This is a genomic window from Mesotoga sp. Brook.08.105.5.1, assembly GCF_002752635.1.
In the GTDB taxonomy this organism is placed as follows: domain Bacteria; phylum Thermotogota; class Thermotogae; order Petrotogales; family Kosmotogaceae; genus Mesotoga.
In genome coordinates, this window is the sequence record NZ_AYTW01000017.1 from 61033 (window position 1) to 86679 (window position 25647).

The 25647-nt window shown below is 45.4% G+C and carries 23 protein-coding genes; 9 read left to right on the forward strand and 14 right to left on the reverse strand.

Translation table 11 applies throughout. From position 1 onward, the window contains the following. The first annotated feature begins 2 nt into the window (after positions 1-2). The gene (locus tag V512_RS07840) at positions 3-1703 is read left to right on the forward strand and encodes an IS1634 family transposase (RefSeq protein ID WP_243392321.1); all 1701 of its coding nucleotides are present in this window, start codon (positions 3-5) and stop codon (positions 1701-1703) included. Positions 1704-1750: 47 nt separating this feature from the next. On the opposite strand, the gene V512_RS07845 is transcribed toward V512_RS07840, so the two are convergent. Genes V512_RS07845 through V512_RS07890 form a run of 10 tightly spaced genes read right to left on the reverse strand, consistent with a single transcriptional unit; the run spans position 1751 to position 10886 of the window. Continuing rightward, positions 1751-2227, reverse strand: coding sequence for an acylglycerol kinase family protein (locus V512_RS07845; RefSeq protein ID WP_099829919.1), 477 nt, complete (start codon positions 2225-2227; stop codon positions 1751-1753). A 49-nt stretch (positions 2228-2276) separates the two neighbouring features. After that, a complete protein-coding gene (locus V512_RS07850) occupies positions 2277-3053 on the reverse strand; it encodes an OAM dimerization domain-containing protein (protein WP_099829921.1) in 777 nt (258 codons plus the stop codon). After that, positions 3046-4608 (reverse strand): lysine 5,6-aminomutase subunit alpha, encoded by a 1563-nt coding sequence (locus V512_RS07855; protein WP_099829923.1) that lies wholly within the window; start codon positions 4606-4608, stop codon positions 3046-3048. The genes V512_RS07850 and V512_RS07855 overlap by 8 nt, the downstream gene beginning before the upstream one ends. After that, positions 4605-5978 (reverse strand): permease, encoded by a 1374-nt coding sequence (locus V512_RS07860; protein WP_099829925.1) that lies wholly within the window; start codon positions 5976-5978, stop codon positions 4605-4607. The genes V512_RS07855 and V512_RS07860 overlap by 4 nt, the downstream gene beginning before the upstream one ends. Next, positions 5975-6979 carry a hypothetical protein gene (locus tag V512_RS07865; protein ID WP_099829927.1) on the reverse strand — a complete coding sequence of 335 codons (1005 nt, stop codon included), beginning with the start codon at positions 6977-6979 and terminating at the stop codon, positions 5975-5977. The genes V512_RS07860 and V512_RS07865 overlap by 4 nt, the downstream gene beginning before the upstream one ends. Next, complete coding sequence (locus V512_RS07870) at positions 6976-7386, reverse strand: MaoC family dehydratase (protein WP_099829928.1); 411 nt, start codon at positions 7384-7386, stop codon at positions 6976-6978. The genes V512_RS07865 and V512_RS07870 overlap by 4 nt, the downstream gene beginning before the upstream one ends. Continuing rightward, positions 7383-8651, reverse strand: a complete 1269-nt coding sequence (gene ablA, locus V512_RS07875) for a lysine 2,3-aminomutase (RefSeq protein WP_099829930.1) — start codon at positions 8649-8651, stop codon at positions 7383-7385. The genes V512_RS07870 and ablA overlap by 4 nt, the downstream gene beginning before the upstream one ends. A 9-nt stretch (positions 8652-8660) precedes the next feature. Then, the gene (locus tag V512_RS07880) at positions 8661-9692 is read right to left on the reverse strand and encodes a zinc-binding dehydrogenase (protein ID WP_099829932.1); all 1032 of its coding nucleotides are present in this window, start codon (positions 9690-9692) and stop codon (positions 8661-8663) included. Further along, positions 9689-10513: a 3-keto-5-aminohexanoate cleavage protein gene (locus V512_RS07885; RefSeq protein WP_099829933.1), complete on the reverse strand. Its 825-nt coding sequence runs from the start codon at positions 10511-10513 to the stop codon at positions 9689-9691. The genes V512_RS07880 and V512_RS07885 overlap by 4 nt, the downstream gene beginning before the upstream one ends. Beyond that, the gene (locus V512_RS07890; protein WP_099829992.1) at positions 10506-10886 is read right to left on the reverse strand and encodes a hotdog fold domain-containing protein; all 381 of its coding nucleotides are present in this window, start codon (positions 10884-10886) and stop codon (positions 10506-10508) included. Before V512_RS07890 ends, V512_RS07885 begins: the two co-directional genes overlap by 8 nt. Before the next feature lie 233 nt (positions 10887-11119). On the opposite strand from V512_RS07890, the gene V512_RS07895 reads away from it, so the two are divergent. Continuing rightward, positions 11120-12124: a sugar phosphate nucleotidyltransferase gene (locus V512_RS07895; protein ID WP_243392323.1), complete on the forward strand. Its 1005-nt coding sequence runs from the start codon at positions 11120-11122 to the stop codon at positions 12122-12124. An 11-nt stretch (positions 12125-12135) separates the two neighbouring features. Then, the gene (gene pepV, locus V512_RS07900; protein ID WP_099829936.1) at positions 12136-13521 is read left to right on the forward strand and encodes a dipeptidase PepV; all 1386 of its coding nucleotides are present in this window, start codon (positions 12136-12138) and stop codon (positions 13519-13521) included. 78 nt (positions 13522-13599) lie between these two features. Here pepV and V512_RS07905 read toward each other — a convergent pair whose 3' ends face one another. After that, the gene (locus V512_RS07905) at positions 13600-14931 is read right to left on the reverse strand and encodes an MATE family efflux transporter (protein ID WP_099829938.1); all 1332 of its coding nucleotides are present in this window, start codon (positions 14929-14931) and stop codon (positions 13600-13602) included. A gap of 137 nt (positions 14932-15068) precedes the next feature. Between V512_RS07905 and V512_RS07910 the strand changes: the two genes are divergently transcribed. From V512_RS07910 to V512_RS07935, 6 genes are all read left to right on the forward strand, one after another. After that, a complete protein-coding gene (locus V512_RS07910; protein WP_099829940.1) occupies positions 15069-15512 on the forward strand; it encodes a CGGC domain-containing protein in 444 nt (147 codons plus the stop codon). Positions 15513-15556: 44 nt separating this feature from the next. Continuing rightward, positions 15557-16201, forward strand: a complete 645-nt coding sequence (locus V512_RS07915) for a hypothetical protein (RefSeq protein WP_099829942.1) — start codon at positions 15557-15559, stop codon at positions 16199-16201. Positions 16202-16571: 370 nt separating this feature from the next. Further along, positions 16572-17870 (forward strand): adenylosuccinate lyase, encoded by a 1299-nt coding sequence (gene purB / locus V512_RS07920; RefSeq protein WP_099829943.1) that lies wholly within the window; start codon positions 16572-16574, stop codon positions 17868-17870. A 4-nt stretch (positions 17871-17874) separates the two neighbouring features. After that, the gene (locus V512_RS07925) at positions 17875-19128 is read left to right on the forward strand and encodes an adenylosuccinate synthase (protein WP_099829945.1); all 1254 of its coding nucleotides are present in this window, start codon (positions 17875-17877) and stop codon (positions 19126-19128) included. A 31-nt stretch (positions 19129-19159) separates the two neighbouring features. Next, positions 19160-20548 carry a cysteine--tRNA ligase gene (gene cysS / locus V512_RS07930; protein WP_099829946.1) on the forward strand — a complete coding sequence of 463 codons (1389 nt, stop codon included), beginning with the start codon at positions 19160-19162 and terminating at the stop codon, positions 20546-20548. A 391-nt stretch (positions 20549-20939) separates the two neighbouring features. Then, positions 20940-21383 carry an OsmC family protein gene (locus V512_RS07935; protein WP_099829948.1) on the forward strand — a complete coding sequence of 148 codons (444 nt, stop codon included), beginning with the start codon at positions 20940-20942 and terminating at the stop codon, positions 21381-21383. Between the two features lie 46 nt (positions 21384-21429). On the opposite strand, the gene V512_RS07940 is transcribed toward V512_RS07935, so the two are convergent. From V512_RS07940 to ggt, 3 genes are all read right to left on the reverse strand, one after another. Beyond that, on the reverse strand, positions 21430-23073 hold the full coding sequence (locus V512_RS07940; RefSeq protein WP_099829949.1) for a S8 family peptidase: 1644 nt from the start codon (positions 23071-23073) through the stop codon (positions 21430-21432). A 147-nt stretch (positions 23074-23220) separates the two neighbouring features. Next, positions 23221-23673, reverse strand: a complete 453-nt coding sequence (gene mscL / locus V512_RS07945; protein WP_099829951.1) for a large conductance mechanosensitive channel protein MscL — start codon at positions 23671-23673, stop codon at positions 23221-23223. A gap of 177 nt (positions 23674-23850) precedes the next feature. Next, positions 23851-25533: a gamma-glutamyltransferase gene (gene ggt, locus V512_RS07950; protein WP_099829952.1), complete on the reverse strand. Its 1683-nt coding sequence runs from the start codon at positions 25531-25533 to the stop codon at positions 23851-23853. Positions 25534-25647: the final 114 nt, after the last annotated feature.

Here is a 25647-nt window from a genome sequence, read left to right on the forward strand (position 1 = left end):
TTGTGAGTAAGTACAAGGACAGAGAATACTTCACTTATCTTCTGAGAAGAAGCTATCGAGAAGATGGTAAGGTGAAACAGCAAACCATTGCCAACCTTACTGAATTGCCAGAAGTTACTAGAGAGTTAGTCAAAGAGAGTCTCCAGGGGAGAGTCTTTCTTCCATCCGAAGAGGCAATTGAGATTACTCGGTCGAGAGCTCATGGTAATGTTGCGGTTATAAGTAAGGTAATGGAGGATCTAGGTATTTCCGAATTGCTTTCTTCTCGAAGGAGTAGAGAAAGCGATCTAATAGAGGCGATGATAGTTGCAAGGATAATAAACCCTCAGACGAAGCTTTCCACAATACGCTGGTGGGATAATACCACTATTCCCGAAGAGTTCTCAGTGGAAGATGCGGACGAAGATGAGTTATATACTGCTCTGGACTGGTTGCTCCAGAGGCAAGAGACGATAGAAAGGAAACTTGCGCAGAGACACTTAAGAGAAGGAAGTCTTGTTCTTTACGATGTCTCTTCGAGTTACTATGAAGGGAGTCATTGTAAGCTTGCGAGTTATGGTTATAACAGAGACAAGAAGAAGGGAAAGAAACAGATAGTCTATGGACTCATGACGGATTCTAAAGGTATACCAATATCCATACAGGTATATCCGGGATGTACGAGTGACACTAAAACGATAGGGGAACAGGTAGACAAGGTAAAGGAAGAGTTCAAAGTAGAAAGGTTCGTCGTGGTCGGAGACAGAGGGATGTTAACGCAGGGGCAGATAGACAGATTGAAGGCTCTCGGTGGAGTTGACTGGATTAGTGCCTTTAGAGGGCCTACAATTAAGAGTCTCTTTGAAAATGGGTATTTACAGCTGAGCTTATTTGACGAGAGAGACCTTCTTGAGATAGACTCACCCGATTATCCTGGGGAGAGGTTAATAGTCTGCAGGAATCCCTTTCTTGCAGAAGAGAGAAGGAGAACGAGAGAAGACTTACTCAGGGTGACTGAAGAAAACCTGAACAAACTCTTGAGAAGGATCGCTTCAGGAAGGTTGAGAGAGGCGGGGAAGATAGGGCAGGCACTGGGAAGGATAGAGAACAGGTACAAGATGGCCAAGCATTTCATTTTCAAGATAGAGGATGGGAAGTTCGATTACAGGAGAAATGAAGAAAGTATAGCCTTTGAAGCTTCTCTTGATGGATTTTATATAATCCGAACCAGTGTAGAGAAAGAGAAGTTGACTGCAGAAGAAGTGGTGTACAGCTACAAGAGTCTATCCAGAGTTGAGAGGGCATTCAGGACGCTAAAGGGAGTGGATCTGAAGATACGGCCAATACACCACTGGCTTGAGAAGAGAGTGAGGGCTCACATATTTCTCTGCATGCTAGCGTATTATGTTGAATGGCATTTGAGGGAGTTATGGAAGAGCCTGATCTTCACTGACGAATATACCGATAGAGAACATGTACTACAGGCTATTAGATCCAAAAGCGCACTTGAGAAGACGAGGAAGAAGAAGCTGAGTGACGGGACACCGGTACACAGCTTTCAGACTCTTCTATCTGAAATGAGTACGATTGTCTGTAACGATGCCAGGGTACCTGCGGTACCGGAGATACCTTCATTCACGATAATAACAACTCCCAACGAGGTACAGAGAAAAGCTCTTGAACTTGTCGGATTGAAACAACTCAGCAAACGTAGACAGAAATAATCACTTCATTTCTCTGAAATCCTTTCAGATAGCTATTTCTTGCTTGCTCAGTTCGGGAACTTCAGGTTAGTGATTGCCGCATCGAAACCTGCTCCAACAACGTTTACTGCATATCTAGTTGAATTAGTGCCGTTGAAATCTTTGAAGTTTACCCTTAGCAGGTCGATCTCGCGAATTCTCTTTCCAGATGCTATTTTCACCATTTCTCTGTAGTCTTGTTCAAGGTTTATGGCTCTCGCGAGATCATTCCCTGAGCCAACGGCGACTATGCCGATAGAAGCTCCCGAATTGCCAGCTTTCATTCCGTTTATGACCTCATTCAGAGTCCCGTCTCCGCCAACACTTATTATTCTCTCGTAGCCGCTGTTAAGAGCCACAAACTGCAGAGCATCACCTATACCCGTCGTTATGTGTAGGTCATAATCACCAAGTTTTTCGCGAATCAGTTCGGAGATGTAGCTTTCAAACTCACGGCCTGCTTGACCATGACTGGCATTTGGATTAACTACTACGAGCGTATTCAAAACACCTTACCTCCGCTTAAGCTACGATGGTAGATTCTATCACAAGTTATCAGACCACAGACTCGAGTTTGTGGACAATGAAACTTGCTACATCTTCAGCAAAAGTGCCTGGCCCGAATCCCGCATCGTATCCCAATTCCTTTGCCAGTTCATGAGTTATTCTTGCTCCACCTGCCACCAAAACGATCTTCTTCCTAATGTTTTCCGCTTCAAGAAGCTCCACAAGGGCAGTCATATTCTTCAGATGAACGTTCTTGGCAGTTACAGTTTGAGATACCAGAATAGCATCGGCATTTAGTTCAATTGCCCTTGCTACCAACTCCTCGTTTTGGACCTGGCTACCTAGATTGTGAGCATCTATGTTCCTGTATCGTTCCAACCCATAGTGACCTGCAAAGCCTTTCATATTCATTATTGCGTCAATGCCAACAGTGTGAGCGTCCGTTCCTGTGCTAGCTCCAACCACAACTACCTTTCTCCCTATCCGCTCTTCAATGAACCTGTCGATCTCCTCCATAGACAGTTTCTCCATTGCTATCTTGGGAACTCTAATAGAAGTGTAGTCAACTGAATGGGAGGATTCTCCGTATGCTACAAAAAAAGTGAATCCGGTCGTCATCTCTCTTGAAAATGAGATCTGAGGATTTTTTAGGCCCATCTTTCGCATCAATAATCTGGCAGCCTCATCGGCCTCGGGACCTCCAGGTAGAGGAAGAGTAAAGCTGAGCTGAACTTTGCCGTCGTTCATCGTGTCTCCGTAGGGAGTGATCCTGGTGAGATCTACTGCAGCAGGAAGTTCATTCTTTTTGTATGAGTTTTTATCCATCATAACTCCCTCCAAGCATCTTCTCGATAAATGGATTCCTGTAGCTGTTTCCCTTTTTTTCGACTCCCTCCAGTCCTTTTCCGCCGTGGAGTGATCGCTTTATGTTTGCAAAAGTCCCCTTCTCTAGTGTCTCAAACAAACCTACTGATTGAATTTCCTTCAGTAGATCCACGGCTTCATCTAACACTCTGGAAGCTCTTTCCTGGATTATGCCATCTTCTTTGAATACTATCTCATCACTAAGATTTCGCAGGTTATTGAATATGTACCGTGCGTTTTCAATTGCAAGGTACCTGTCGCTCATGAAGGGAGTGTGAATCGCTTCAGTAAGCATTCCAAGGAGTTGAATGCCTTGATTAGTCATGATGGAAATCACATTGAAAAGAGTATCCTGAGCGTAACCCATGAAGATGTTTCCTGTCATGAACTTTGTAGGAGGCATGTATTTCAGTGGCGCCTTCGGAAATATCTCCCGGCTCATCTGCGCTTGAGCAAGTTCGTACAGGAAGCCGTTTTCTATTGAGGGATCCATTTCAAAAGCGTGCCCAAGACCCATCTGTTCCTCGGGAATACCTGCCATTAATGCCAGCCTTTCGTTTATGAACTGGGAAGCCAGTACCGTGTGGGCTTCTTCATAGGCATCGGCAGTAGTCAGGTAGTTATCTTCACCGGTGTTGATTATTACTCCGGCGAATCCATTAATGACCCTTGAAAAGTATTGGTCGATTATGGTCCTCTTCATGTTTATGTCTCTGAACAAGATACCGTAAAGGGCATCGTTCAGCATGACATCAAGTCTTTCAATAGCTCCCATTGCCGCAATTTCCGGCATGCAAAGTCCGGAGCAATAATTACAGAGCCTGATATATCTTCCTACTTCTTCTCCAACTTCATCAAGCGCAGACCGCATTATTCTGAAATTCTCTTGAGTGGCGTATGTTCCACCGAAACCTTCCGTTGTCGGTCCAAAGGGGACATAATCCAGAAGGCTCTGCCCCGTCGATCTGATTACTGCTACTATGTCGGCGCCTTGCCTTGCTGCCGCCCTTGCTTGAACCACATCCTCATAAATGTTTCCAGTTGCTACTATCACATAGAGATAAGGTTTCTTGCCTTCACCCAGTTCCTGTATAAGAGAGTCGCGCTTAACTCGATTCAAGCGAATCTTCTCAACTGTCTCTTCCACTAAACCGTCGATAGCTCCAAAGACTTCGACTTCAGGTCGGTAACCGAGACTTCTCAGGTCAAGTCTGCCATGTGAGATCTCCTCAGCAATTCTCTGTGGAGAGAGACCGGTTACGAGTATGGCATTGCCTATTGCGTATGCTGCGCCTTCGCTTAATAGGTTCGCGGATTTGAGGTGATCGACAACTACGTTTGACATTGGAACACCGTACTCATCGACTCCATCTATCCCGAGAAGCCTACATATTGCTCTCTCTACACTAACTGTAGTATGTTCGTTGACGAAATTGTGCACTGCATCAGCTATCTTTCGAGAGTAATTCCGCGCTTCTTCTACTTTATTCCAGTCTAAGTTCAGTTTTCCTTTCATTCACAGCCTCCCACGATATTGCCTTTTATCAGCTCTATGAATTTTTTGTCAAGTCCCATAATACGGGCGATTGCAATAGCCTCCTTCGGAAAGATTACTTTGTCCCTCATTTCTATAAGTGAGTGGTCAACGTAGTAAGAAATCTCCCTGTCTCTTTCGGTTTCAATTCTGTGGTGATCAACACCTTTAATCATAAATAACTGGGCGGAGTTGATTTGGAGTGCCTCCTCGTAATGAGATGTGAAAATGGAGCGGCACTTGGGGTTGCGACCGAGATAATCGGCAGAGGCTATCAAGAAAGCGGGACCTTCAACAGGATTAGTGCTCCGACCGATCTCGTCGAACAGGAACAGGCCCGCGATTTCCGCTTGAACTATCTCGATTGCTTCTTTCAGGTGTTGAATTTCTCCCGCAAACGACGACAGACCATCGGTGAAAGACTGTTTGTCCCCGCTGAAATAAACCACCGACTCGTACACGGGAATAAAAGCTTTATTTGCAGGAACAAAGAGACCGTACTGAAACATTGTTTGAAGAAGAGCGACACTCCTGAGAAGAACGGATTTCCCGGTCATGTTACCGCCAACGATGACAACCTTTCGTCCAAAGTTTGCTGAAAATGGCTGGAACTCCTTCCCCTTTTTTCTGAGGCTCTCGGATATCTCTGGATTGAAGAGGTCTTCGAACTCATACTCTCCAGAAGAGATTTCTGGTTTCCTCAAGCCTAGCTTCTTATTCAGATCGGTGAGAGCGATTACTAGGTCTATGTTTCCGGTCTTGTTAATCGCTTCCTCGAGGACGTCACGATACTCTCTTAGTCTATCCGAAAGATCGGCTCTCACCCTCCTCTCAATCTCGAAGTTCTTCTGAACAAGTTCATCAAGACTCTTGGTATGTTCTCCACCTATTCGCTGTAACCTGTGAAGCTCCTCCCTAACCTCACCGAGTGCATCGTCGAAGTTATTGGAGATATAGAAGCTCTCTGTTTGGGAATTATCAGGGTCTAGAATTGAAAATACGGGCGAAAGGCATGGGAGTTGCATCCATGAGCCGCAAGTGCCTAGTTCTTCCCTAAGCTTTTCGCACCAGTAAGTGAAGCTCTTGATTTCAAAGAGCTCTATATCCTCAAGCAAATTTCCACCGGAGAGGTTTGAGATTGTCCCCCTAACATCCCGGATCCTTGATAAAATTCGCTTAAGTGAAGGTACGATCTCTTCCTTCTTGAGAATCTCCTCTTGCCTTCTGTGAATTTCTTCTATTGACTTTCTGGTGGTAAGAAAGGTGAGGTTGCGCAGCGCCTCTCTTCCAATAGGTGTTATTGGCTCAATGAGAGAGATTATGTATTCAAATCCGCAGTCAAGGTATTTCAATTTGCCGTCTCCTCCAGAACATCGATTACGGGAACACTGACAAACTTCTCCAGGGCTTCTACAAGCTCTCTTGACTTGACACTGAAACCTGTTGGCGAATAAGGGTTCACCGTTACCGCGATGAGATTGGCTGGATAAACAACTTCAAGTCTTCCTCCGGATCTTTCGTACTTCACGAGAGTCTGTTCGTCAACGAAAATACATGAAAAATCTCTAATTACTACTCTCGTTCCGGGTTCTGCAAGACGAAGCAAAACGGAAGATGTCAGTGATCCGTTTATGTAGATTGTTTTCCCCACAGTATCTGTGCTTGAGTACGATGCTGTCAAGGATGAGGAGGATAGTCTTTCAAAGACCCCATTATCATCTATCCATACACCGATCTCGAGGGGGAGTAGGCGATTTCGGAGCTCTCTTTCTGCACCGGGAAGAGAGATCAGCTTCACCGCAAAACGTGTCTTTCTTACTAATTCTTCTAAGTTCATCGACAGAGCGGCACCGGTTGCAAGGATTAATCCGTCCGATATTCGTGGAGCTCCGGGGCTAAGTCTCGATGTAGAACCATCTATAAGAACCTTATCACAGCCATAGGATTTCAACGTCTTTACAGTTTCGCACAGATAGTCCAGAATAGATGGCCCCGAAATTATTACTTCGCCAGCAGTCTCTGCTCTTGCGAAGACCGTTCTGCCGAGAGGGGATCTGTAATCCCTCAGGTCTAACACAGTGGCGGAAAACCGTCGGTTGTGGAAGTCCTTCTCGGATGTTGCGAAATAAGTGCCTTTACTGACATTGATCTCGGGCTTTTTATTCAGGAAAATCTGGTCTATCTTCTCACCTTCAAGTCCCGTTGATGTCAGTCCAACAGAGACTCCCTCTTTTCTAAACTCTCTCAACAGCCGATTAAGTACGACCGTCTTACCGGTGTTCTTTTCCAGGCCGATCACGGATACTGTTTCAATTCCATCGGTTAATTCTATGACGCTGATGGGAGGTCTCATTCTCCAGTGAAGAGCAGCAATGCTTCGCCGTCAACTGCCTTCTCTCCATTGCTCTTCTCGACAGTTGTACCAACCAGTAGTCTCTTTTTCTCTTCGTTTTTCTCGAGGATTTCGATAGTGATCTTCACTTCCTCTTCCAAAAAGATTGGCTTCAAGAACTTGACTTCTTGTTTCATGTAGATAGAACCCGGTCCAGGAAAGTCATTTCCAAGGATGGCCGAGATGATTCCTACAGAAAGCATCCCGTGAGCTATCCTCCTTCCAAAACGTGTGTTTTTCGCGAATTCTTCGTCAGTATGAACAGGATTCTTGTCGCCAGTCAACTCGGCAAATGAATCTACCATAGCTGTTGTGATCACTCTCTTTGTAGAGAAACTTTTGCCTTCATAGAAATCTCGAAATCTCATTTCTTCACCTTCTTTTCTTTCCACTTCTTAATTCTTTCTCTTCTCTGAAGGGTCGTGGGTTCGAAACTCATGGAATTTCCATAAAGAAGGTCGGAGACACCCGTAAACTCGTATTTCTCTTTATAGAGACTGTCATCAACGTCGCTGGAAGTATCCTCCGGCTCATGATACGTGGTGATTACTCCTTCATAATTTCTTAGAACGACTACTCTATCTGACTCGGAGATGTTGTACTGGGGCATCACTCTAATCTTACCGCCTCCGCCAGGGGCATCGACCACGAACGTTGGAACGCATAGTCCCGAAGTATTTCCAATCAAAGACTCCATGATTCCTATTCCTTTCCTTATGGAAGTTCTGAAATGGCCGATGCCTTGTGAGAGGTCACACTGATATATGTAATAGGGTCTAACTCGTATTTTGACAAGCTGGTGTACGAGCTCCATCATTATGTAGGGGGAATCATTCACTCCTCGAAGGAGAACGGATTGATTTCCCAACGGTATTCCTGCATCAGCGAGCATTTCGCATGCTCTCGTAGAATCGGGAGTGATCTCCAGTGGATGGTTGAAATGAGTGTTAATCCAAATCGGGTGGTATTTTCTCAGCATTTCTACAAGTTCGGGAGTCACTCGTTGGGGAAGAACGACAGGTGTCCTGGTGCCAATTCTGATTATCTCCACGTGGCGGATCTTTCTCAGCTCGCTAAGAATGTACTCGAGATATTCGTCTCCTACAAGCAATGCATCTCCTCCGGAGAGCAGCACATCTCTTACCTCTGGGGTTTGCCTAATGTATTCAAGTGCATCGTCAATTTCCTTTCTCGTTCTTGGCTTATCGAGTTGACCGGCAAATCTTCGTCGTGTACAATGCCTACAGTACATCGAGCACTGGTCTGTAATTAGAAAGAGGACCCTGTCGGGATATCTGTGAGTGAGTCCCGAAACCGGAGAGTCTTCATCTTCATGAAGTGGGTCAATCATATCCCATCTGTCGATTCTCAGTTCCTTGTCCGTGGGAACTGCCTGCCTTCTTATCGGGCATCTTTGATTGATTGGGTCCATGAGAGTTGCATAGTACGGTGTAATTGACATTCGAAGTGTTCTAAGGCACTCGGCAATTCCGAGGGCCTCTTCTTCGGTGATCTCAATGATCTGCCTCAGACCTTCAACCGACTTCACTCTGTTGGCAACCTGCCAGCGCCAGTCACTCCATTGAGCAGTAGTAACCTCTTTCCACATTGGAATTTCCCTGTAATCTCGCATTGCTCCACCTCAAATGTATAGCTTCTGAAAAAGCCTTCTAATACTGTCTGATTCTCTCAAAATGTCCAACGCAAGCTCATCGTGGCCTTTGGTGTACCCGTTCCCGATGATCATGGTAATATCCTTCCCGACACCTTCTGCTCCTAGGGCCGCTCTGGTAAAGGAGGTGGCCATGCTGAAGAAATAAACTATGCCTTCGTTTTTGGTAACGAGTATCGAGCTCATCTCAGTGTTGGGAACATTCACATTGTTTACTACCACATCACAGAGCTTACCTGCTGTCAGTTCGTGAATCTTATTGTAAACTTCAAGAGGCTTTGTTGCATCTGCAATAACTACCTCATGGGCAAGGTTAAGCTCTCGGATCCTCTTCGCATTTTCTTCAGAATATTCTACTACAATCACTTTTCCTGAGTCACCGCATTTCTTCATCGCTTGGTAGCAACATAACACTCCGGATTTTCCGCCACCCCCAAGTATTGCTACACTCATACCACGCTGCACAAGCTTGTCGACTTGCGCCGGAGCTCCCGCAACGTCCAGAACTGCAAGGGCCATCTTAGCGGGAATATCTGATGGCAGTTTTGCGTATATCCCACTCTCAAACAGTATAGCCTTCCCTTCGACATCCACCTGATCTTTTTCGAGATGCACCTTCAGAATCCTCTCGATTTTCAGCGGCGTCAAGGATAGCGAAACAAGTGAGGCAATTCTGTCGCCAACTTCTAATTTACGGTCTTTAAGGGCTTCTCCTATCCGCGAGACTCGACCAATTAGCATTCCTCCTGAGCCTGTAACTGGATTCTGAAGCTTCCCCCTATTGTTGACTATATCGATTATCATGGCAGCGATTCCCAATTCATCGTCTTTGCAAGCTTCTCTCATCTGGGTGAAACTAGCGGAGTCAACGTTAAGGGTTTCCACATCAACGGAGATTTCATTGTCATAAAGATCCTCTGAGTTGTCAATTTTTCTCGCTGCTTGAGGGAGAAATCCGAGCGGCTCAATAACTCTATGGCTCCCAAATGGGCATCCCTTCATTTATCTTTCCTCCTAATTCCAAGTATTTCTCTTGCTTCGTTAGGAGCTGCTATGTCTCTGCCCAACTCTTTTGCGATTCTCACTACTCTCTCCACCAGCTGAGCGTTAGAAACCGCAAGCTCTCCCCTTCTATAGTAGATATTGTCTTCAAATCCCACTCTAACATGTCCTCCCATCAGGATGGCAACTGTTGCCAAAGGGAGCTCATACCTACCAATTCCTGCTGCGGTCCAGGTACTGTCAGTCGGTATATTGTTAACCATGTGAATCAGGTCTTCGATATTCCCTGGGCAGGCACCCGGAACACCAAGAACAAAGTCAAAGTGTATTGGGCTTCTTAACAGTCCTTTTTTTTGCAAACGTAGAGCATTTTCTATCATGCCTCTTTCAAATACCTCTATCTCAGGCTTTATTCCTTTCTCTTTCATCTCCAGAGCGAAATACTCCATTGTTTTCTCTGAATTGAAGAAGACATCATCTCCAAAGTTGCACGTTCCGGCAGAGAGGGTCGCCATCTCCGGATTGATCTCAAGAGGTTGAGATCTCTCTTCCACTTTATGCCATACTGCTCCACCGGTGGATGGCTGGAATATCAGATCGCACTTGCTTCTGATTCTTTCCATGATTTCTCTATAGATTTCACGATCTTGTGTGGGCTTTCCAGACGAGTCTCTTGCGTGAACGTGGACAATGCTCGCTCCTGAGAGAAAACAATCGTATGCTGCCTCCGAGATTTCTTCAGGAGAAACCGGTAGCGCCGGTTGTTGTTTTTTCGTGACTTCTGCACCGGTAAGAGCTGCAGTGATTATCAACTTATCCATCGTTTTTCCTCTGCTTGTTCTTGGGTACTACGCATGTACCACTAGCTCTGCATACTAGGACAGGTTCAGAAAGGCTCTCAGCCGCGGAATCATTGATATCAGGTCTTGCCTGAGCAACTTTGAAGGCTTGAAATGTCATCTTTCTAGAGGTGTTGCCTCTAGAGACAATTTCCCCTGTTGCTTCAATGTAATCCCCTGCGTAGACGGGAGCGAGAAACTCAACGTTATCATAGGCTTTGAAAAGCCCTTCATCGCCATCGCTTTTAATCAAGAGCTCAGTAGCCACGTCTCCGAACATCTGAAGGATTCTTGCTCCATCAACAAGGTTTCCCCCGTAATGAGCATCATGAAGACTCATTCTCACTCTAACCATCGTCTTTTCCAAAACAACACCTCCTTCATTTATTTTGCCTTCAAACTGTAACTTTATCAAAGCTCGCCGGCGCTAATTAGAAGCGTACAGGGTCGAACAATACTTTCTATGTCTCTCTTTCTATTCTGTTATACACGATTTTTCCGAAAAATTACCTCTCCGCCTTTGCCGGGTAAAGCTCTACCTTTCTGGTATGCTATAGATATCGGATCTATCGGGAAGGAGAGATGTGCATGGTCAAGACTCTAATAATGGCTGGGGGAATAGGGGAAAGGCTTTGGCCTGTTAGCGTAAAAAAAAGACCCAAGCAATTTCACAAGTTTGGGTCAAACAAAACGATGATTGAAGAGACTATCGAAAGAATGGAGGAGCTTACCGACGAGACAATCATAATTACTACAAGAGAGCAATATCCTCTTATGCAGTACTATCTGCCTCTCTTCCCGAGTGAAAATGTGATTTTCGAGCCGATGAGAAGAAACACTGCTCCCGCCATCGCTCTCGGGAGCAGTAGGTTTTCTCCCGAAGACACTATGGTTATTGTTCCCGCAGATCACGTAATAAGAGATAAAGAGAATTTTCTGAAGACGTTAAGGACGGCGATCAGATTTGCTGAGTCTCACGAATCGCTTGTTACTATAGGAATAACTCCCACACATCCCTACACAGGCTATGGATACATAGAGAGGGGGAATGTGGTTGATGAAAACGATGAGGTCTATGCGGTGAAGAAGTTCCACGAAAAGCCTGACTACGAGACTGCTCAGCAGTATTTTCGGTCAGGCAGGTTTCTTTGGAATTCGGGGATGTTTGTTTGGAGGAAGAGCGTTTTTGATTCAGAGCTCTCAGAGAACTTCCCCGATCTATTTTCTGTAATCTGCGAGATCAAAGACAGGCCCGAAGAAATCGAAGAGATCTATGAGAGACTTCCGAAGATTTCGATTGACTACGGTCTAATGGAAAGGTCTTCTAGAGTTGTTACTGTGCAGGGGAATTTCTACTGGAATGACATAGGGTCCTGGGATGCGGTTTATGATTTGCTAATTAAAGACAAGAACGGGAACGCAATTGAAGGAGAATTCTCAACAAGAGAGGTGAAAAACTGTTTGCTGATCAATCACACACAGAAGAAGCTGGCAATATCCGGCATTGATGGCTATATTTTGGTGGCGAGTAGTGAGGGAACTCTATTATGCAAAAGAGGAGAGTCACAGGAAATAAAAGAGATAATAGTGTAAGGAGGAGAAAAGTGGATAGAAAACTTGACGAAATTGTGATTTCCCTGAAGGAGGAACTGGTAAGATCAATATCCGATTCAATTAAAATCAAGTCGGTTCAGGATACTCCGGTGGATGGCGGTCCCTTTGGCAAAGGAGTAAGGGATTCGCTTGATCAAACTATCAAGCTGGCGCAGAAGCTAGGCTTTGAGGCAAGGAACGCCGATGGGTATGTAGGCATAGTAGATTATGGATTGGGCGAGACTTTCGGTGTTCTTGGTCACCTTGATGTAGTTCCAGAAGGAGAAGGTTGGGAAGTTCCACCTTACAGCGGCCTGGTGAAGGACGGAGAGATCTGGGGAAGAGGAACTCAGGATGACAAAGGCCCTATGATTGCAGCACTTTATGCTCTCAAGGCAGTAAAGAACTATGTTAAGAAGCCCTCCAAGAGGATTAGGCTGATTTTCGGAACAAACGAAGAAACTGGCTGGGAGTGTATGAAGTACTATGTCAAGCACGAAGAAATCCCAGATTTTTCTGTGACACCCGATGCCGCTTTTCCTGTGATTTTTGCGGAGAAAGGAATAGTGAATTACGGGATTTCAGCACCTGCCATCAGTAGAGAGAAAGGGCTGGTAATCGAGAACTTGACTGCCGGAGAAGCACCAAACATGGTTGCTTCGTCAGCAAAGGTAGTTCTCAGGGGTGCAGACGACGAGATTCTAGAGAAAATTCGCTCCTTCTCACCGAAAAATAATACTAAACTAGAGATAAATAAGTCGGATAGAAGAGTTGAGATTTCGATAACGGGAGTCTCCGCTCACGGATCCACCCCAAATAAAGGGCAGAGCGCATTGGCAGCTCTGGTAGATCTTCTCGCGGAGCTTCCTCTGGAAGATTCTGAGATGAAGAGGCTTTTGAGTACAATAAGAAACAAGATTGGTTACGAATTCTATGGCGAATCGTTAGGAATTTCCGGAAGGGATTCGATGTCTGGAGAATTGACTCTCAATATGGGAACTCTCAGGCTTCAAGCCGGAGTCCTGAAGCTTGTAATTAATATCAGATACCCCGTTTTCTTCAATGAAGCAATGATAAGATCGCAGATTGAAGAGGTTTTCAATGGATTCCGGGTCGAAAGCTTTCATCACCAGAAGCCGCTTTATGTATCTCCCGAATCGGAATTGGTAAAGATGTGCAGAGAAGTATATAAGGAAGTGACGGGAAATGATGAAGAACCGATAGCTATTGGTGGAGGAACATATGCCCGGGCAGTGCCAAATGCCGTGGCTTTCGGAGCTTTGTTGCCCGGAAACGTTGAACTGGCCCATCAGCCAAATGAAAGGATATCGATTGAAGATGTTCTTCTTGTGGCAAGAATTTACGCTCAGCTATTCCTTAGGTTTTTGCAGACCTGAGTAAGAAGCAGCTTGCGTGACAAGTCAATCAAGGGCCGAAGAAATTGTTACTCGGCCTTTTTTTGATCCCGGATGCTGCTAATCAACAACGTTTTTCAGCCACTTCCATGTCAAAGTCCTTCTGACTCCCAGAATTGCCTTGAAGAGTTCTTCAATCATCATCGCGACGTAGACGAGAGTGAGCGGCCATTTCAGTACCAGTCCGGTGACGGCCACAAGAGGAATTCCCACTCCCCAAAGCGATGCAATCTCGATGATCATAGCTGCTCTGGTGTCTCCTCCGCTTCGGAGAACTCCAACGATGTTCACTGCATTAAACATTTTGATTGGCTGGGAGATGCCCACAATGATAATTATGGTTAGGACAATATTCTTGAGTCCCTGATCTATATTGTAGAAATTCACGATGATCCTCGAAAGCAGAATGATGATGAGGCCGGTTGCCACTGCGGTCATCACAGTAAGCTGAAGCAGCTTCTTTGCGTTATACTTTGCCTGAGTGAAGTTATTTCTTCCCAGTTCTGCTCCTACCATGACAACTGTCGCTGAAGCTAATCCGCCAAAAATGACGAACCCGAAGTTTTCGATGGTGCTGGATATATTCCTGGCAGCTATAAACTCAGTACCCATTCTTGCCATAACAAGCGAGTACATTGTAATGCCCAGGCTCCACAAAAACTCATTTACTATCACTGGAGTAGCATATTTCATAAGCCTTTTGAAAAAAGGAGCTTCGAACTTGAAGGCGAATTTAGAAAGCCTTACAGGGGTTTTCCTTCGCAAGACAATATTGACAAAAATCACGAACTCCACAAATCTTGACAGGAGAGTTGCTAGTGATGCTCCATAAACACCTAGAGGTTGGATCGGTCCAAAACCAAAAATCAGCACGTAGTTCACCACTGTATTGATCGACAGAGCGACAAGACTTACATACATAGGGATTCTGGCTTTTTCCACTGTTCTCAAAGCCATCGCGATAATAAAAGAAAATGATGTCAGGAACGTTGAAAAGGCTACTGGCCTTGCATATGTCGCGCCGGTTCTTATTACTTCAGTATCGGTAGTGAAGATCATTAATACTCTTTCGGGGAAAAAGAACAACAGCACAAAGAATACAACGGCGGCTCCCATGGTAATGTAGAGAATGTGCCCGAGCGTCTTCTCGATGTTCTTTTCGTCTCTTTTTCCCCAGTACTGCGAAACGAATATTCCGGCTCCGCTAGAAACTCCAAAGGTGAGAATATTGAGAATAAAGACCACCTGATTCACCAGACCCACGGAAGCTATTGCGGTTGTGCCTAATTGTCCAATCATAAGGTTGTCAATGAGATTGAGGCCGGTAGATATTAGATTTTGAAGTGTTATAGGTATCGCAATGGAAAGCATTCGCCTAGTGAAATCCTTCATATCGACCTCCAAAAATTGAACCGTTGAATTATACAGCTATTTCTCGAGATAGGCAATAGTACGACCGAAGAAGCAAAAGCACCATAAGTTGCTATAATGATGATAATAAGTATTTCGCATTATAAAGGGGTGTCTCTGTGAAGAAAATCGGAATAATCATTTGTGGTCGGTATCAGAGTTGTGGGGGAGGGAAATGTCTCAGAGCAATGAGAGAACATGTGGGTGGTTTTTCCATTTATCCTGATGAAGAAGAACTGGTTCTTGTCGGTTATTCTTATTGTGGAGGCTGTCCGGGGGGAAATGTAGAATACGTGCCTCAAGAAATGATCAAGAACGGAGCCGAAGTAATTCATCTCGCAACTGGAATGGTGGTGGGTTATCCACCTTGTCCACGACTAAGTCAATTCAAGGAGTTCATTGAGAGTTACTATGAGATTCCAGTCGTGATTGGGACTCATCCCATACCAATGAAATATCTCACCGCCCACGAGAAGCTTTCATTCTGGGAGAAATCAGACATGTATGAAAAAGCGGAACACCTGATGAAAGAGGATAGGGAGATAATGAAGGCGTATGACTGATCCGGAATCTCCCGATCTTGTCGGGCCTGAAACCGGGGGAAGAGATGATTAGTGAGAAAAGAATCTCTCAGTATATTCGAAGCGCACTGAGCACTATCAGTGCCGACAGAGAATCGAAAGAGAAAATTAGAAGAGAAATGAACTACGATATCCAAAACAAGGTCTTCGACAGCGGTAAAGGGGATCCTTTTGAAGTGCTGGGAAACCCCGCTTCGTATGCCAGAGAATTTATAGAAGAGAGGAAATCGACTTACCCTCAGGTTCGCACGAGGTTTTCTCGGACTTGCGGTATCGGAGGCCACGCCGGTTATGAATTTATTTCTAAGGCAACTGTTTTAGGCCTGCCTTTCATCCACATTAATACGCGTCCGTTTGGAGTTGCAAAAGGCATCATTGCAGTCGTGAATGTGGCAATCGGAGTGTTGGCCATTGGTGGAGTTTCAATCGGACTTTTCAGCTTTGGAGGGGTAGCGCTTTCTCTTCAGCTTTCTCTGGGTGGATTGTCTGCCAGTCTTTTCTCTACATTTGGCGGATTGGCAACTGCGTTGTATCTAGCAGGCGGGGGCCTTGCGGTTTCTTATGATTTTGCAGTGGGAGGAGCAGCTATTGCCAGAAACTACGCGATAGGAGGCTTTACATCTGCAAGAGTGGCTATTGGAGGAGAGGCTAGAGGTGTAACTGCAATATAAGAGCAGAGTGGAGTTGGGGATTACCTTCTCAGATTGCCAAGAACGGCCGACCAGATAATTGACTTTGTGATCTCAAAAGGTGAAGAAGTCAGCGCCGTATTTGAATGGGCCGTTAGGCTGATTTATTGACTCTTAGAGACGGCCCCCCCATTAGAAGCTTCACTTTCCTATCTCATTCTGAGTTGGTTCTTCGGATATGATAACCAGTCTGCTTTTGTCAAATCCCGGCAGAAGCCAGACGGACGCGGTTCCCAATTCTCTTCATATCTGTTCCGATTTGACCATAACCTTTTTCATTGGAATGACACATATGAAAAACAATGGCAGACGGTTTGATGTAAACTATTATCTGTTGGATGGGAGGTAGACTATGATAGAGAGATATGCGCTTTCCCCCCTAAAAGAACTTTGGGAACTGGAAGCCCAGTATGAGAGATGGCTCGAAGTGGAACTGGCCGTCGTCAATGCCTATGAGAAGACAGGGCGAATTCCTCAAGGAACACTTGAAAAGATGAAGTCCGCAGCAAGAATTGATTTGGAAGCGATTGCCGAAATTGAAAAGCAAGTAGATCACGATGTCATTGCTTTCATAAAGTTCGTGACACAGGGAATGGGGGATGAAGCCCGTTATTTCCATCTTGGATTAACATCATCCGATGTTGTGGACACTGCCCTTTCGCTTGCCGTTAGAGAGTCCGGGCGCCTTATTGTCGGGTCTCTGGAACAGCTCTCGAGAGCACTGAAAGAAAAAGCAGTTGCCTATAAAGATGTAGTATGTATGGGTAGGACTCACGGCATACATGCTGAACCCACTTCGTTTGGGCTGAAGTTTCTATCGTTCTTTGTTGAAATAGAGAGGGCGATCCTTCGCTTGAACGTAGCTATAGATGGTTGCTCAGTTGGGAAACTGAGTGGAGCCGTTGGAAACTACGCTAATATTTTGCCGGAGATCGAGAGTATTGCTCTGGGCGAGCTCGGTCTGAGGCCGACCGCTGTTTCCTCCCAGATCATCCCGAGGGATATACACGCCGAGTTTCTTTCGGCGCTGGCAATTACGGCCTCTTCAATAGAGAGAATGGCTGTGGAGTTCAGGCATCTCCAGAGAACAGAGGTCCTGGAAGTTCAAGAGCCATTTAAGAAGGGGCAGAGAGGTTCTTCCGCTATGCCTCACAAAAAGAATCCCATTATATGTGAAAGGCTCACCGGTATGGCGCGTTTGATAAGAAGTTACGCAGGTGCTTCACTAGAAGATATCGCCCTTTGGCATGAAAGGGACATCTCCCATTCCAGTGTAGAGAGAGTAATCCTGCCGGATGCGACACTGCTTCTGTATTATATGGCTGAGAAGTCTGTTTATCTTGTGAGCAATCTTGTTATCTATCCCGAAAGAATGAGAGAAAACTTCAAGGCCTCCAGAAACCTTGTTTTCTCCCAGAGGGTCATGTTGGCCTTGATCGAAAAGGGCATGTCGAGAGAGGAAGCTTACCGGTTGGTACAGGAGTTATCAATGGATTGCTGGAACGGCAATCTTGATTTCAAACAGTTGGTTCTGACTAATCAAGTGATCACAGGGCTCATGAATTCAGAAGAGATTGGAAGACTTTTCAATCCTGATTATTTTTTGAGAAACGTTAATTGCGTATTTGAGAGAGTTCTTAATGGAGGTTGACCGAGTGAAGAAACTGGCCGTTGTTGGAGCCCAATGGGGCGATGAAGGAAAAGGAAAGGTTGTCAATTACTTTTCCAGGGATTTTGAGTGGATAGTAAGGTTTTCCGGTGGCGCAAATGCCGGTCATACGATCTATGTTGGGGATAAAAAGTATGTGAATCATCTTTTGCCCTCGATAAATCCTGTGATTGATTCAAAGGGCTTTCTTGGTGCAGGGATGGTAATAGATGTCGGGCAGTTGATTGAGGAACTGAAAATCCTGGAAAGAGATTTCCCGGGCATCTCCAGTAGATTCTATCTTGATCCCGAAGCCTTTATCGTTCTTCCCTGGCACAAAGAGGAAGACCTTTTGCTTGAGAAGATGCGCAAGGTACCGATCGGCACAACGGGAAGAGGTATAGGACCCGCTTATACCGACAAGGCATCGAGAGAGGGGCTGAAGCTCTTCGTCCTCTTTGACGAGGCACTCTTGAGACAAAGACTCGAAGCGATATATCACATGAAGAGAAGCAAGTATAACAGGGATTTCGCTGTCTCTATAGAGGAAATGTTGGTCTATCTGCAAGGTTTTAGAGCTGAGCTTGAAAGGCTCAGCGTCAATTTCACAAGTGCGGTAGATATGTATAGAGTCTTCAGGAGTACTTCCGTCTTGTTTGAAGGAGCTCAGGGTGTTCTTCTGGACCTGGATTTTGGCACATATCCCTTTGTGACATCCGGGGCGTGTATGGCTCATGGAGTATCCTCGGTAGGTTTCTCTACTTTTGAACTAGACGGTGTCTACGGGGTTCTCAAAGCTTACACAACTCGGGTAGGAGCCGGCCCCTTTCCGACAGAAGAGGCCTCCGGGGTAGGTGAGCTACTGCGGGAAAGAGGAAAGGAATTCGGCGCAACAACAGGTAGAGCACGAAGGATAGGCTGGCTGGATCTTCCCGCTCTTAGATATGCAAAAATCAGGTCTGGTCTAACGGGCCTCGTTATTACGAAAGGAGACGTACTGAACGGACTGGATGAAGTGAAAGTCTGTGTGGCGTATGATGTCGATGGAGTCGTAAAGGAATTGCCTTCCACTTCGTATGATTTCTTCAGAGCAAAACCAATTTACGAAACTGTTAGTGGATGGCCCGTTACTGATCACATAAACTTCCTGAAGTACATGACTTTTATCGAAAGAGAAACGGGTGTCGAGATTGACTACATCTCATATGGGCCGAAAACTGAAGAGATGAAAACCAGGAACGATCTTATAATGAACATATAGCCCGGTTTTGGGGAAGGAGGGAAGGCAGAGAATGGAAATACTACTCACGAACACGATGTCACGAAGAAAGGAAGTCTTCAAGCCGTTAAGGGAAGGCGAGGTGGGCATATATACTTGTGGACTCACTGTTTATAACTTCGCTCACATTGGTAACCTGAGGGCGTACGTCTTTGCCGACACCCTCAAAAGGATGTTTCTTTTCAACGGGTACAAGGTCAATCATGTCATGAATATTACTGATGTGGGCCACTTGACCGGAGACGAGGATGAAGGCGAGGACAAGATGGAAGCCGGTGCAAGACGCGAGGGGAAAACCGTCTGGGAGATAGTGGACTTCTATACCGAGGCTTTCTTCGACGATCTGAAGAGATTGCGCATCATCTTCCCAACTGTCACATGTAGGGCAACCAGGCACATAGACGACATGATTGACATGATACGCAAGATAGAATCTAACGGATACACATATGTCGCTGGTGGAAACGTATATTTCGACACTTCGAAACTGCCGGACTATGGAAAGCTGGCAAGGCTTAAGCTTGACGAGGACAATACGCGTTCTAGAGTGGAAAGCGATCCCTATAAAAGAAACCCCTTTGATTTCGTCCTGTGGTTTACTCGATACAAGTACGATAGCCATGCAATGCAGTGGGACTCTCCGTGGGGCAGAGGTTTTCCGGGATGGCATATCGAGTGTTCTGCGATGTCTTCGAAGTACCTCGGTGAAAGATTCGACATCCATACGGGCGGCATAGACCATATTCCAATTCATCACACAAACGAGATTGCCCAGAGCGAGGCCGCTTTCGGTCATGAATGGGTTAATTACTGGCTCCATTCTGAATTCCTCGTCATCGGCGAGGGGGAGAAGATGTCCAAATCCTTGGGCAACTTCATTACTTTGCAGACGCTGATCGACAAGGGTTACGATCCTGCAGAGTATCGATACTACCTTCTGGGAGCTCACTATAAGAAGCAGCTGGCTTTCACACTCGAGGCTCTCGATGGAGCGAAAAGCGCCATGAAGAGGCTTACAACTAAGATAGGAGAATTGAAGGGATCAGAAGCACCTGTTAGTAAACTCAATTCAGTGCTTCTGAATGAATTTCATGAAGCAATAAACGACGATCTGAATACACCCAGGGCACTCGCTGTTTTGTGGAAGGTAGTAGACAGCGAGGATCTCCGTCCTGGCGAAAAGCTCTCATTGATCAACGAATTCGACAGAGTTCTTGGACTAGGTCTTTCCGAAATCGAAACTGAGGTAATTCCCGAAGAAGTAGAAGAGCTTGCAAACCAGAGAGATCAGGCTCGAAGGGGCAAGGACTGGAAGAAAGCAGATGAACTGAGGAAACTGATTTCTGAAAAGGGATATGAAGTTCTAGACGAAAGAGACGGATACAAAATAAGAAAGAAGTGAATCGCAGCGAATACCGGTAGATGAAGAGTTTTCCGTGAATTCAACGCTTCTCGATGTCACGTTTGCAGTAGGATCTTGGCCTAAGATCTGTCTTCAAGCAGAGTTTTTTGACTTGTGAAGAAGATTTTTATTACAGGTTCGGTTTTCTTCATGGTTTTCGCTTCAAACAACGATCTGTCCATCCGTACCATATCGTACGATATCAATACTTCAGTTTATGAACTCAGAACCAATAGGTAAATGACAAAGGACTTCTGTTCATTGCCTTTCTGAAGACTTGGTCCGCCATTATTGCGGGTATTTAACTGATAATTTATATCGGCTTAACTGAGAAGAATCTCCATGCTGTTAGAATATTTGTGAAAGATATAACAAATTAGGAGGTATTTGTATGCCAGATGCGAATTTCAGAGTGAGAGCAGTTTCGGAAAGTCCGACGCGAGTTGCCGTAAAGGCAAGGAATTTTACTATGATAGTTGATGAGCCACCAAATCTCGGTGGTGACGATAAGGGTGCCAATCCTGTCGAGTATGTTTTGGCCGCATTGGCCGGCTGTTTGAATGTAGTCGGACATCTTGTAGCAAATGAGATGGGCTTTCAAATAGACAAGCTGGAGATCGATGTTTATGGCCCGCTGAACCCGGCCAGATTGTTTGGCAAATCGTATGAAGACAGAGCGGGTTACAAGGAGATAACCGCAGAGATGAAGTTTGATACCGACGCAGATGAAGAGACGCTAAAGAAATGGGTCGAGGCTGTGGAGGACCGTTGCCCAGTCACTGACAACCTGGGAAATTCTACACCGGTAAGGGTGGTTGCAAAAGAGCTTACATAGGTCTGATAAATCTGAAAGGGCTCCTTCAGAGGAGCCCTTTCAGATTCTAATAACCGGACGATTCGTTGACCGGAAAGAACTGGACCGGAGTCTCGAGCTCATTATGCCCGCTGCTGAAAAAAGATAGAGTCACGGCGTTCTCAATTTCCGGGTGCCAGGTTGTAGTTGCACTGGAGCCAGAGAAGCCGTAATAGCCCAGGAGGTCGCCTTTGTCGATCTCTTTGTTTCCATTGAAATCTCTCCAGACCCTTATTTTGATGTAATTTTCCGTGAGTCCGCTTACGTAAAATGAACCGTCTGCCTCAACTTCGGCTTCCTTCAGAACCTCACCCGAAGTGGAGAGGATTTGGACCAAGAGAGGTCTCCGCTCTTCGTCGAAATTTAGAGCATCGCATGCCTGAATAAGGCCGTATCCATAGTACTGATCCCATCCCGGATCTCCCAGATCAAGGGCCGTTTCCCGAAGGATCTTCCTGATGATCTCTTCGCCAGAAGAATCTCTGCCTGCGTAACCTTGTGCCATCAAGAGAGCCGCAAGCCCCGTTACATGTGGCGCCGCCATCGAAGTGCCAGACATAGCGGAATAAGTGTTTCCCTCGCCAAACGAGTATCCCGTGCTCAATATCTGTGAGGATGACGAACCTCCCGGAGCGACAAAGTCAAGATGTTCTCCGTAGTTCGAATAGCTTGCCCTTTGCATCGTATTGTCGACTGCGCCTACTGATAGTACTTCTTCGTAGGAAGCCGGATAATATGGCCTTGAGGAATAGTAATTGCCTGAGGCAGCTATCATCAAGACTTCATTTTCCGATGCGTATTGGATGGCTGCTGCAACAACCGGAGAGTCCGGTCCTGCAAGGCTCATGTTTATAATCTTTGCTCCGTGATCAACCGCGAAGATGATGCTTCTAGCGAGTATGTCATCAGTGGTTTTTCCTTCTTCGAAAATTTTGATTGGCATAATTGTGCGGTGCTCTCCCCATGTAATCCCCGAAACCCCGAGAGAATTGTTTGTTCTTGCAGCAATCGTACCTGTAACATGGGTTCCATGGGATTTAACGGGATCGTAATCTGTAGGGTCATCATCACCGTTTATTAGATCGTATCCCGGAAGAAAGACACCTTCTAAATCCGGATGATCCAGCCTAGCGCCCGAGTCAATAACAGCTACAACAACCGTTGACGATCCCCTTGCAATTGTCCAGGCTTGAGGCATCTGAATCATCGGGTAGTTCCACTGATAGGGATACAACGGATCGTTGGGGACACTCTCCTCGGATTGAAGAGTGAAAATCTTTTCCGGCTCGATTGATTTAACTCCTTCAATGCCATACAACGAAGATGGATCGTTTGTTTTCACAACTGCATAGCCAAGAGACCCATCTCTTGAATAGAACTCATCAAGAATCTCTAGTCCAGAAACGCCTGAGATTATTCCTGAATTAAACCCTCTATCAAATAGGACAACAAATTGATTACTCAGGAAACCCTGCTCAATGTCTTTAGCGGAAAACGTGGGAGAATATGCCGCAGTTCTTTGAAAATTATCGATAACTGGAGTTTCTGGAAAGTAAGGAATGACCTGACCTGAAAGAGAGTAATAAACCTCGGGTTTGATGCATCCCGTTAGCGAAAAACAAAGAACAATAAAAAGCGTAATCAAGAGCGCGAAAAATTTCCTAAGCAGCATCTGAACCTCCGGATCTAGATAGAAAGATTGTACCATCATCTCTGAAGCATTGTATTCATTTGACAAATCGATTTAGATAACAACCACGAATGGAAACACGCAAACAAAAAAAAGCGGCCGCTAGGCCGCTTTTTGCTAATTATTATCTCAAGTTTTCTTTCCAAGTTCAGATGTACAGTTAGGACACCTCACTGCATCGATAGGAATCGATGTGTGACAGAAAGGACAGGTCTTGGTTGTTGGTGCAGCCGGAGCCTCTTCTTTCTTCAGTCTGTCCCGCATTTTGTTGATTGCTCTTATAATCAAGAAGATAACAAAAGCGAGAATAATGAAATTAATAATCGCGTTGATGAAAAGACCGATGTTTATAGTTGCTGCACCGGCCGCTTTTGCCTCTGCGAGTGTTGCATAAGATTCCCCTGATATGTTTATGAATAGGTTGCTTAAATCAATGCCGCCTGTGAATAGACCGAGAATTGGCATCAGTATGTCGTCTACAAGAGATCTCACAATTACTTGAAACGCACCACCGATTATGATACCAACAGCAAGATCAATGACGCTGCCGCGACTGATAAACTTCTTGAACTCTTTCCACACACCACTCACCCCCTCTACTGTGAAGTTATGGAAACATTATAATCTGGTTTAATTCCAAAAGCAAAGTCCAAAACACTCTTAATAAGCGGTTCGTTTTGATCTACTCACCAACACCATTATTAAAATTAGACTCTGCATTGCTTTCGATTGAGCTTCAGAGATCTCCAAAACATCATCTCAATAAGCGACAGCCTGCCCGTCTCTTCTGGGATCGGCTCCTCCAAATAGTATTCCAATATCTCTGTTGAACAAGACGGCATGAACCCCACCGAAGTAGGGATCATAGTCGTTTCTTACAGTTATGTCATGCCCCATTTCGATTAGCCTATTGTAAGCGTTAATTGATATCCTTCCTTCTATGGACATCGGGCCAGTCTGTGTCCTAAATACTCTGGGTGCGAGAATTGCTTGCTGTACAGTCATTCCGTGGTCAATGATGTTGCTTATCGTTTGAGCCACAGTAGTGATAATCCGTGTACCTCCTGGCGCGCCGATAGCCATATATGGTTCACCTTCAGGATCAATAACCAGAGTAGGACTCATGCTACTGAGAGGTCGTTTGCCAGGTTCGACTGAGTTTGCTGAGCCGGGGGTTTTTACGAAGTCGTCCATGTGATTATTGAGAATAATTCCTGTTGTCGGTACAACAACGCCGGAACCAAAGAAGTAATTTATGGATTTTGTAATAGCAACCATGTTTCCTTCTCTGTCCATAACAGAAAGATGAGTAGTGCTTCCGCTTTCGAACTTCCAGGGGTCACCGGGCTCGACGGATTCAAGTGGAATGCGCTTATCGATTTTCTCAGCAAGGATCCTAGCATAATCTTTCGAAGTTAGTCCCTCGAGAGGAACATTTACAAAGTCAGTATCTGCCATGTATTTTGATCTATCTGCAAAAATCAGTTTCATTGCCTCCGACCAGATGTGGATCGTCTCGGCTGTGTTGTCTCCCATCGATCCGACATCGAAATTTTCCATAATATTTAGGAGTTCAATCACATGAGTTCCTCCAGAGCTGGCAGGTGGAACTGACAGAATAGTGTAACCTCGATACGTGCCAACAACTGGTTTGCGAACCTTCACTTCATAATTTGCAAGATCATCCATTGTCATTACTCCGCCGCGTTTCTGAACTTCGGCCACAATCTTCTCGGCAATTTCCCCAGAATATATCGCATCTTTCCCGTTCTCTACGATAGATCTTAGCGTATCGGCCAAGTCCTTTAGTACAATAGTCTCACCCACTTCATAAGGAATACCTCCATACTTCAAATAGAGGTCTACGCCATTTTCCATCATCATTATCTTCTCGTAGTTATCGCTAATAATTGAAAAAAGGTTAACTGTTACGGGGATTCCCTTCTCGGCCCAGTCTATGGCCGGCTGAATTACTTCTTCTCGAGAGAGCGTTCCGTAGTTTTCAAGAGCGTACAACAGGCCAGCGACTTCACCTGGAACCCCGACGGCCTTTCCTCCGATGACGCTCTCATAGTTTACTGGGCGATTATTCTCGTCAAGATTGAAAAAAGTGGGGCTTGTAGCGTTCGGTGCAGTTTCTCTGAAATCAATAACTACTGCTTCGTCCATATCGGCCAGCTTAATTATCATGAATCCTCCGCCGCCAATTCCAGAAGCATTAGGTTCCAGAACTCCTATCGCAAATGCCGTAGCTATCGCAGCGTCTACCGCATTCCCTCCCATCTCGAGAATTCTAACGCCTACTTCTGAGGCTTCGGGTTTTGCGGCCGCAACAACTCCATTTCTTCCCTCTGCATCCCTTCCATAAAGGTTAAGAGGGTTCGATGCCAGGACGGTCCCAGCGATTAGTATTGATACAAGAAGAAACATGGTTTTTCTCATTTTTCTCTCCTCCTTAAACATGAGATTACCTTAACGTATAAGTCTAGCATTTCTGGCAACTGAAATTTCTTCGATGTCAGACTTTCCAATGGGTTCTTTGTGTTGAACATTCAG

Excerpts from the sequence above, each read along its gene's own strand:
- V512_RS07865 (WP_099829927.1), bottom strand. The coding sequence starts at position 6,979 with ATGAGACCTCCCATCAGCGTCATAGAATTAACCGATGGAATTGAAACA.
- ggt (WP_099829952.1), bottom strand. The coding sequence starts at position 25,533 with ATGAGAAAAACCATGTTTCTTCTTGTATCAATACTAATCGCTGGGACC.
- ablA (WP_099829930.1), bottom strand. The coding sequence starts at position 8,651 with ATGCGAGATTACAGGGAAATTCCAATGTGGAAAGAGGTTACTACTGCT.
- V512_RS07870 (WP_099829928.1), bottom strand. The coding sequence starts at position 7,386 with ATGAGATTTCGAGATTTCTATGAAGGCAAAAGTTTCTCTACAAAGAGA.
- V512_RS07935 (WP_099829948.1), top strand. The coding sequence starts at position 20,940 with ATGCCAGATGCGAATTTCAGAGTGAGAGCAGTTTCGGAAAGTCCGACG.
- V512_RS07855 (WP_099829923.1), bottom strand. The coding sequence starts at position 4,608 with ATGAAAGGAAAACTGAACTTAGACTGGAATAAAGTAGAAGAAGCGCGG.
- cysS (WP_099829946.1), top strand. The coding sequence starts at position 19,160 with ATGGAAATACTACTCACGAACACGATGTCACGAAGAAAGGAAGTCTTC.
- V512_RS07905 (WP_099829938.1), bottom strand. The coding sequence starts at position 14,931 with ATGAAGGATTTCACTAGGCGAATGCTTTCCATTGCGATACCTATAACA.
- purB (WP_099829943.1), top strand. The coding sequence starts at position 16,572 with ATGATAGAGAGATATGCGCTTTCCCCCCTAAAAGAACTTTGGGAACTG.
- V512_RS07880 (WP_099829932.1), bottom strand. The coding sequence starts at position 9,692 with ATGAAGGGATGCCCATTTGGGAGCCATAGAGTTATTGAGCCGCTCGGA.
- V512_RS07940 (WP_099829949.1), bottom strand. The coding sequence starts at position 23,073 with ATGCTGCTTAGGAAATTTTTCGCGCTCTTGATTACGCTTTTTATTGTT.
- V512_RS07890 (WP_099829992.1), bottom strand. The coding sequence starts at position 10,886 with ATGGTTAGAGTGAGAATGAGTCTTCATGATGCTCATTACGGGGGAAAC.
- V512_RS07885 (WP_099829933.1), bottom strand. The coding sequence starts at position 10,513 with ATGGATAAGTTGATAATCACTGCAGCTCTTACCGGTGCAGAAGTCACG.
- V512_RS07850 (WP_099829921.1), bottom strand. The coding sequence starts at position 3,053 with ATGGATAAAAACTCATACAAAAAGAATGAACTTCCTGCTGCAGTAGAT.
- V512_RS07895 (WP_243392323.1), top strand. The coding sequence starts at position 11,120 with ATGGTCAAGACTCTAATAATGGCTGGGGGAATAGGGGAAAGGCTTTGG.
- V512_RS07915 (WP_099829942.1), top strand. The coding sequence starts at position 15,557 with ATGATTAGTGAGAAAAGAATCTCTCAGTATATTCGAAGCGCACTGAGC.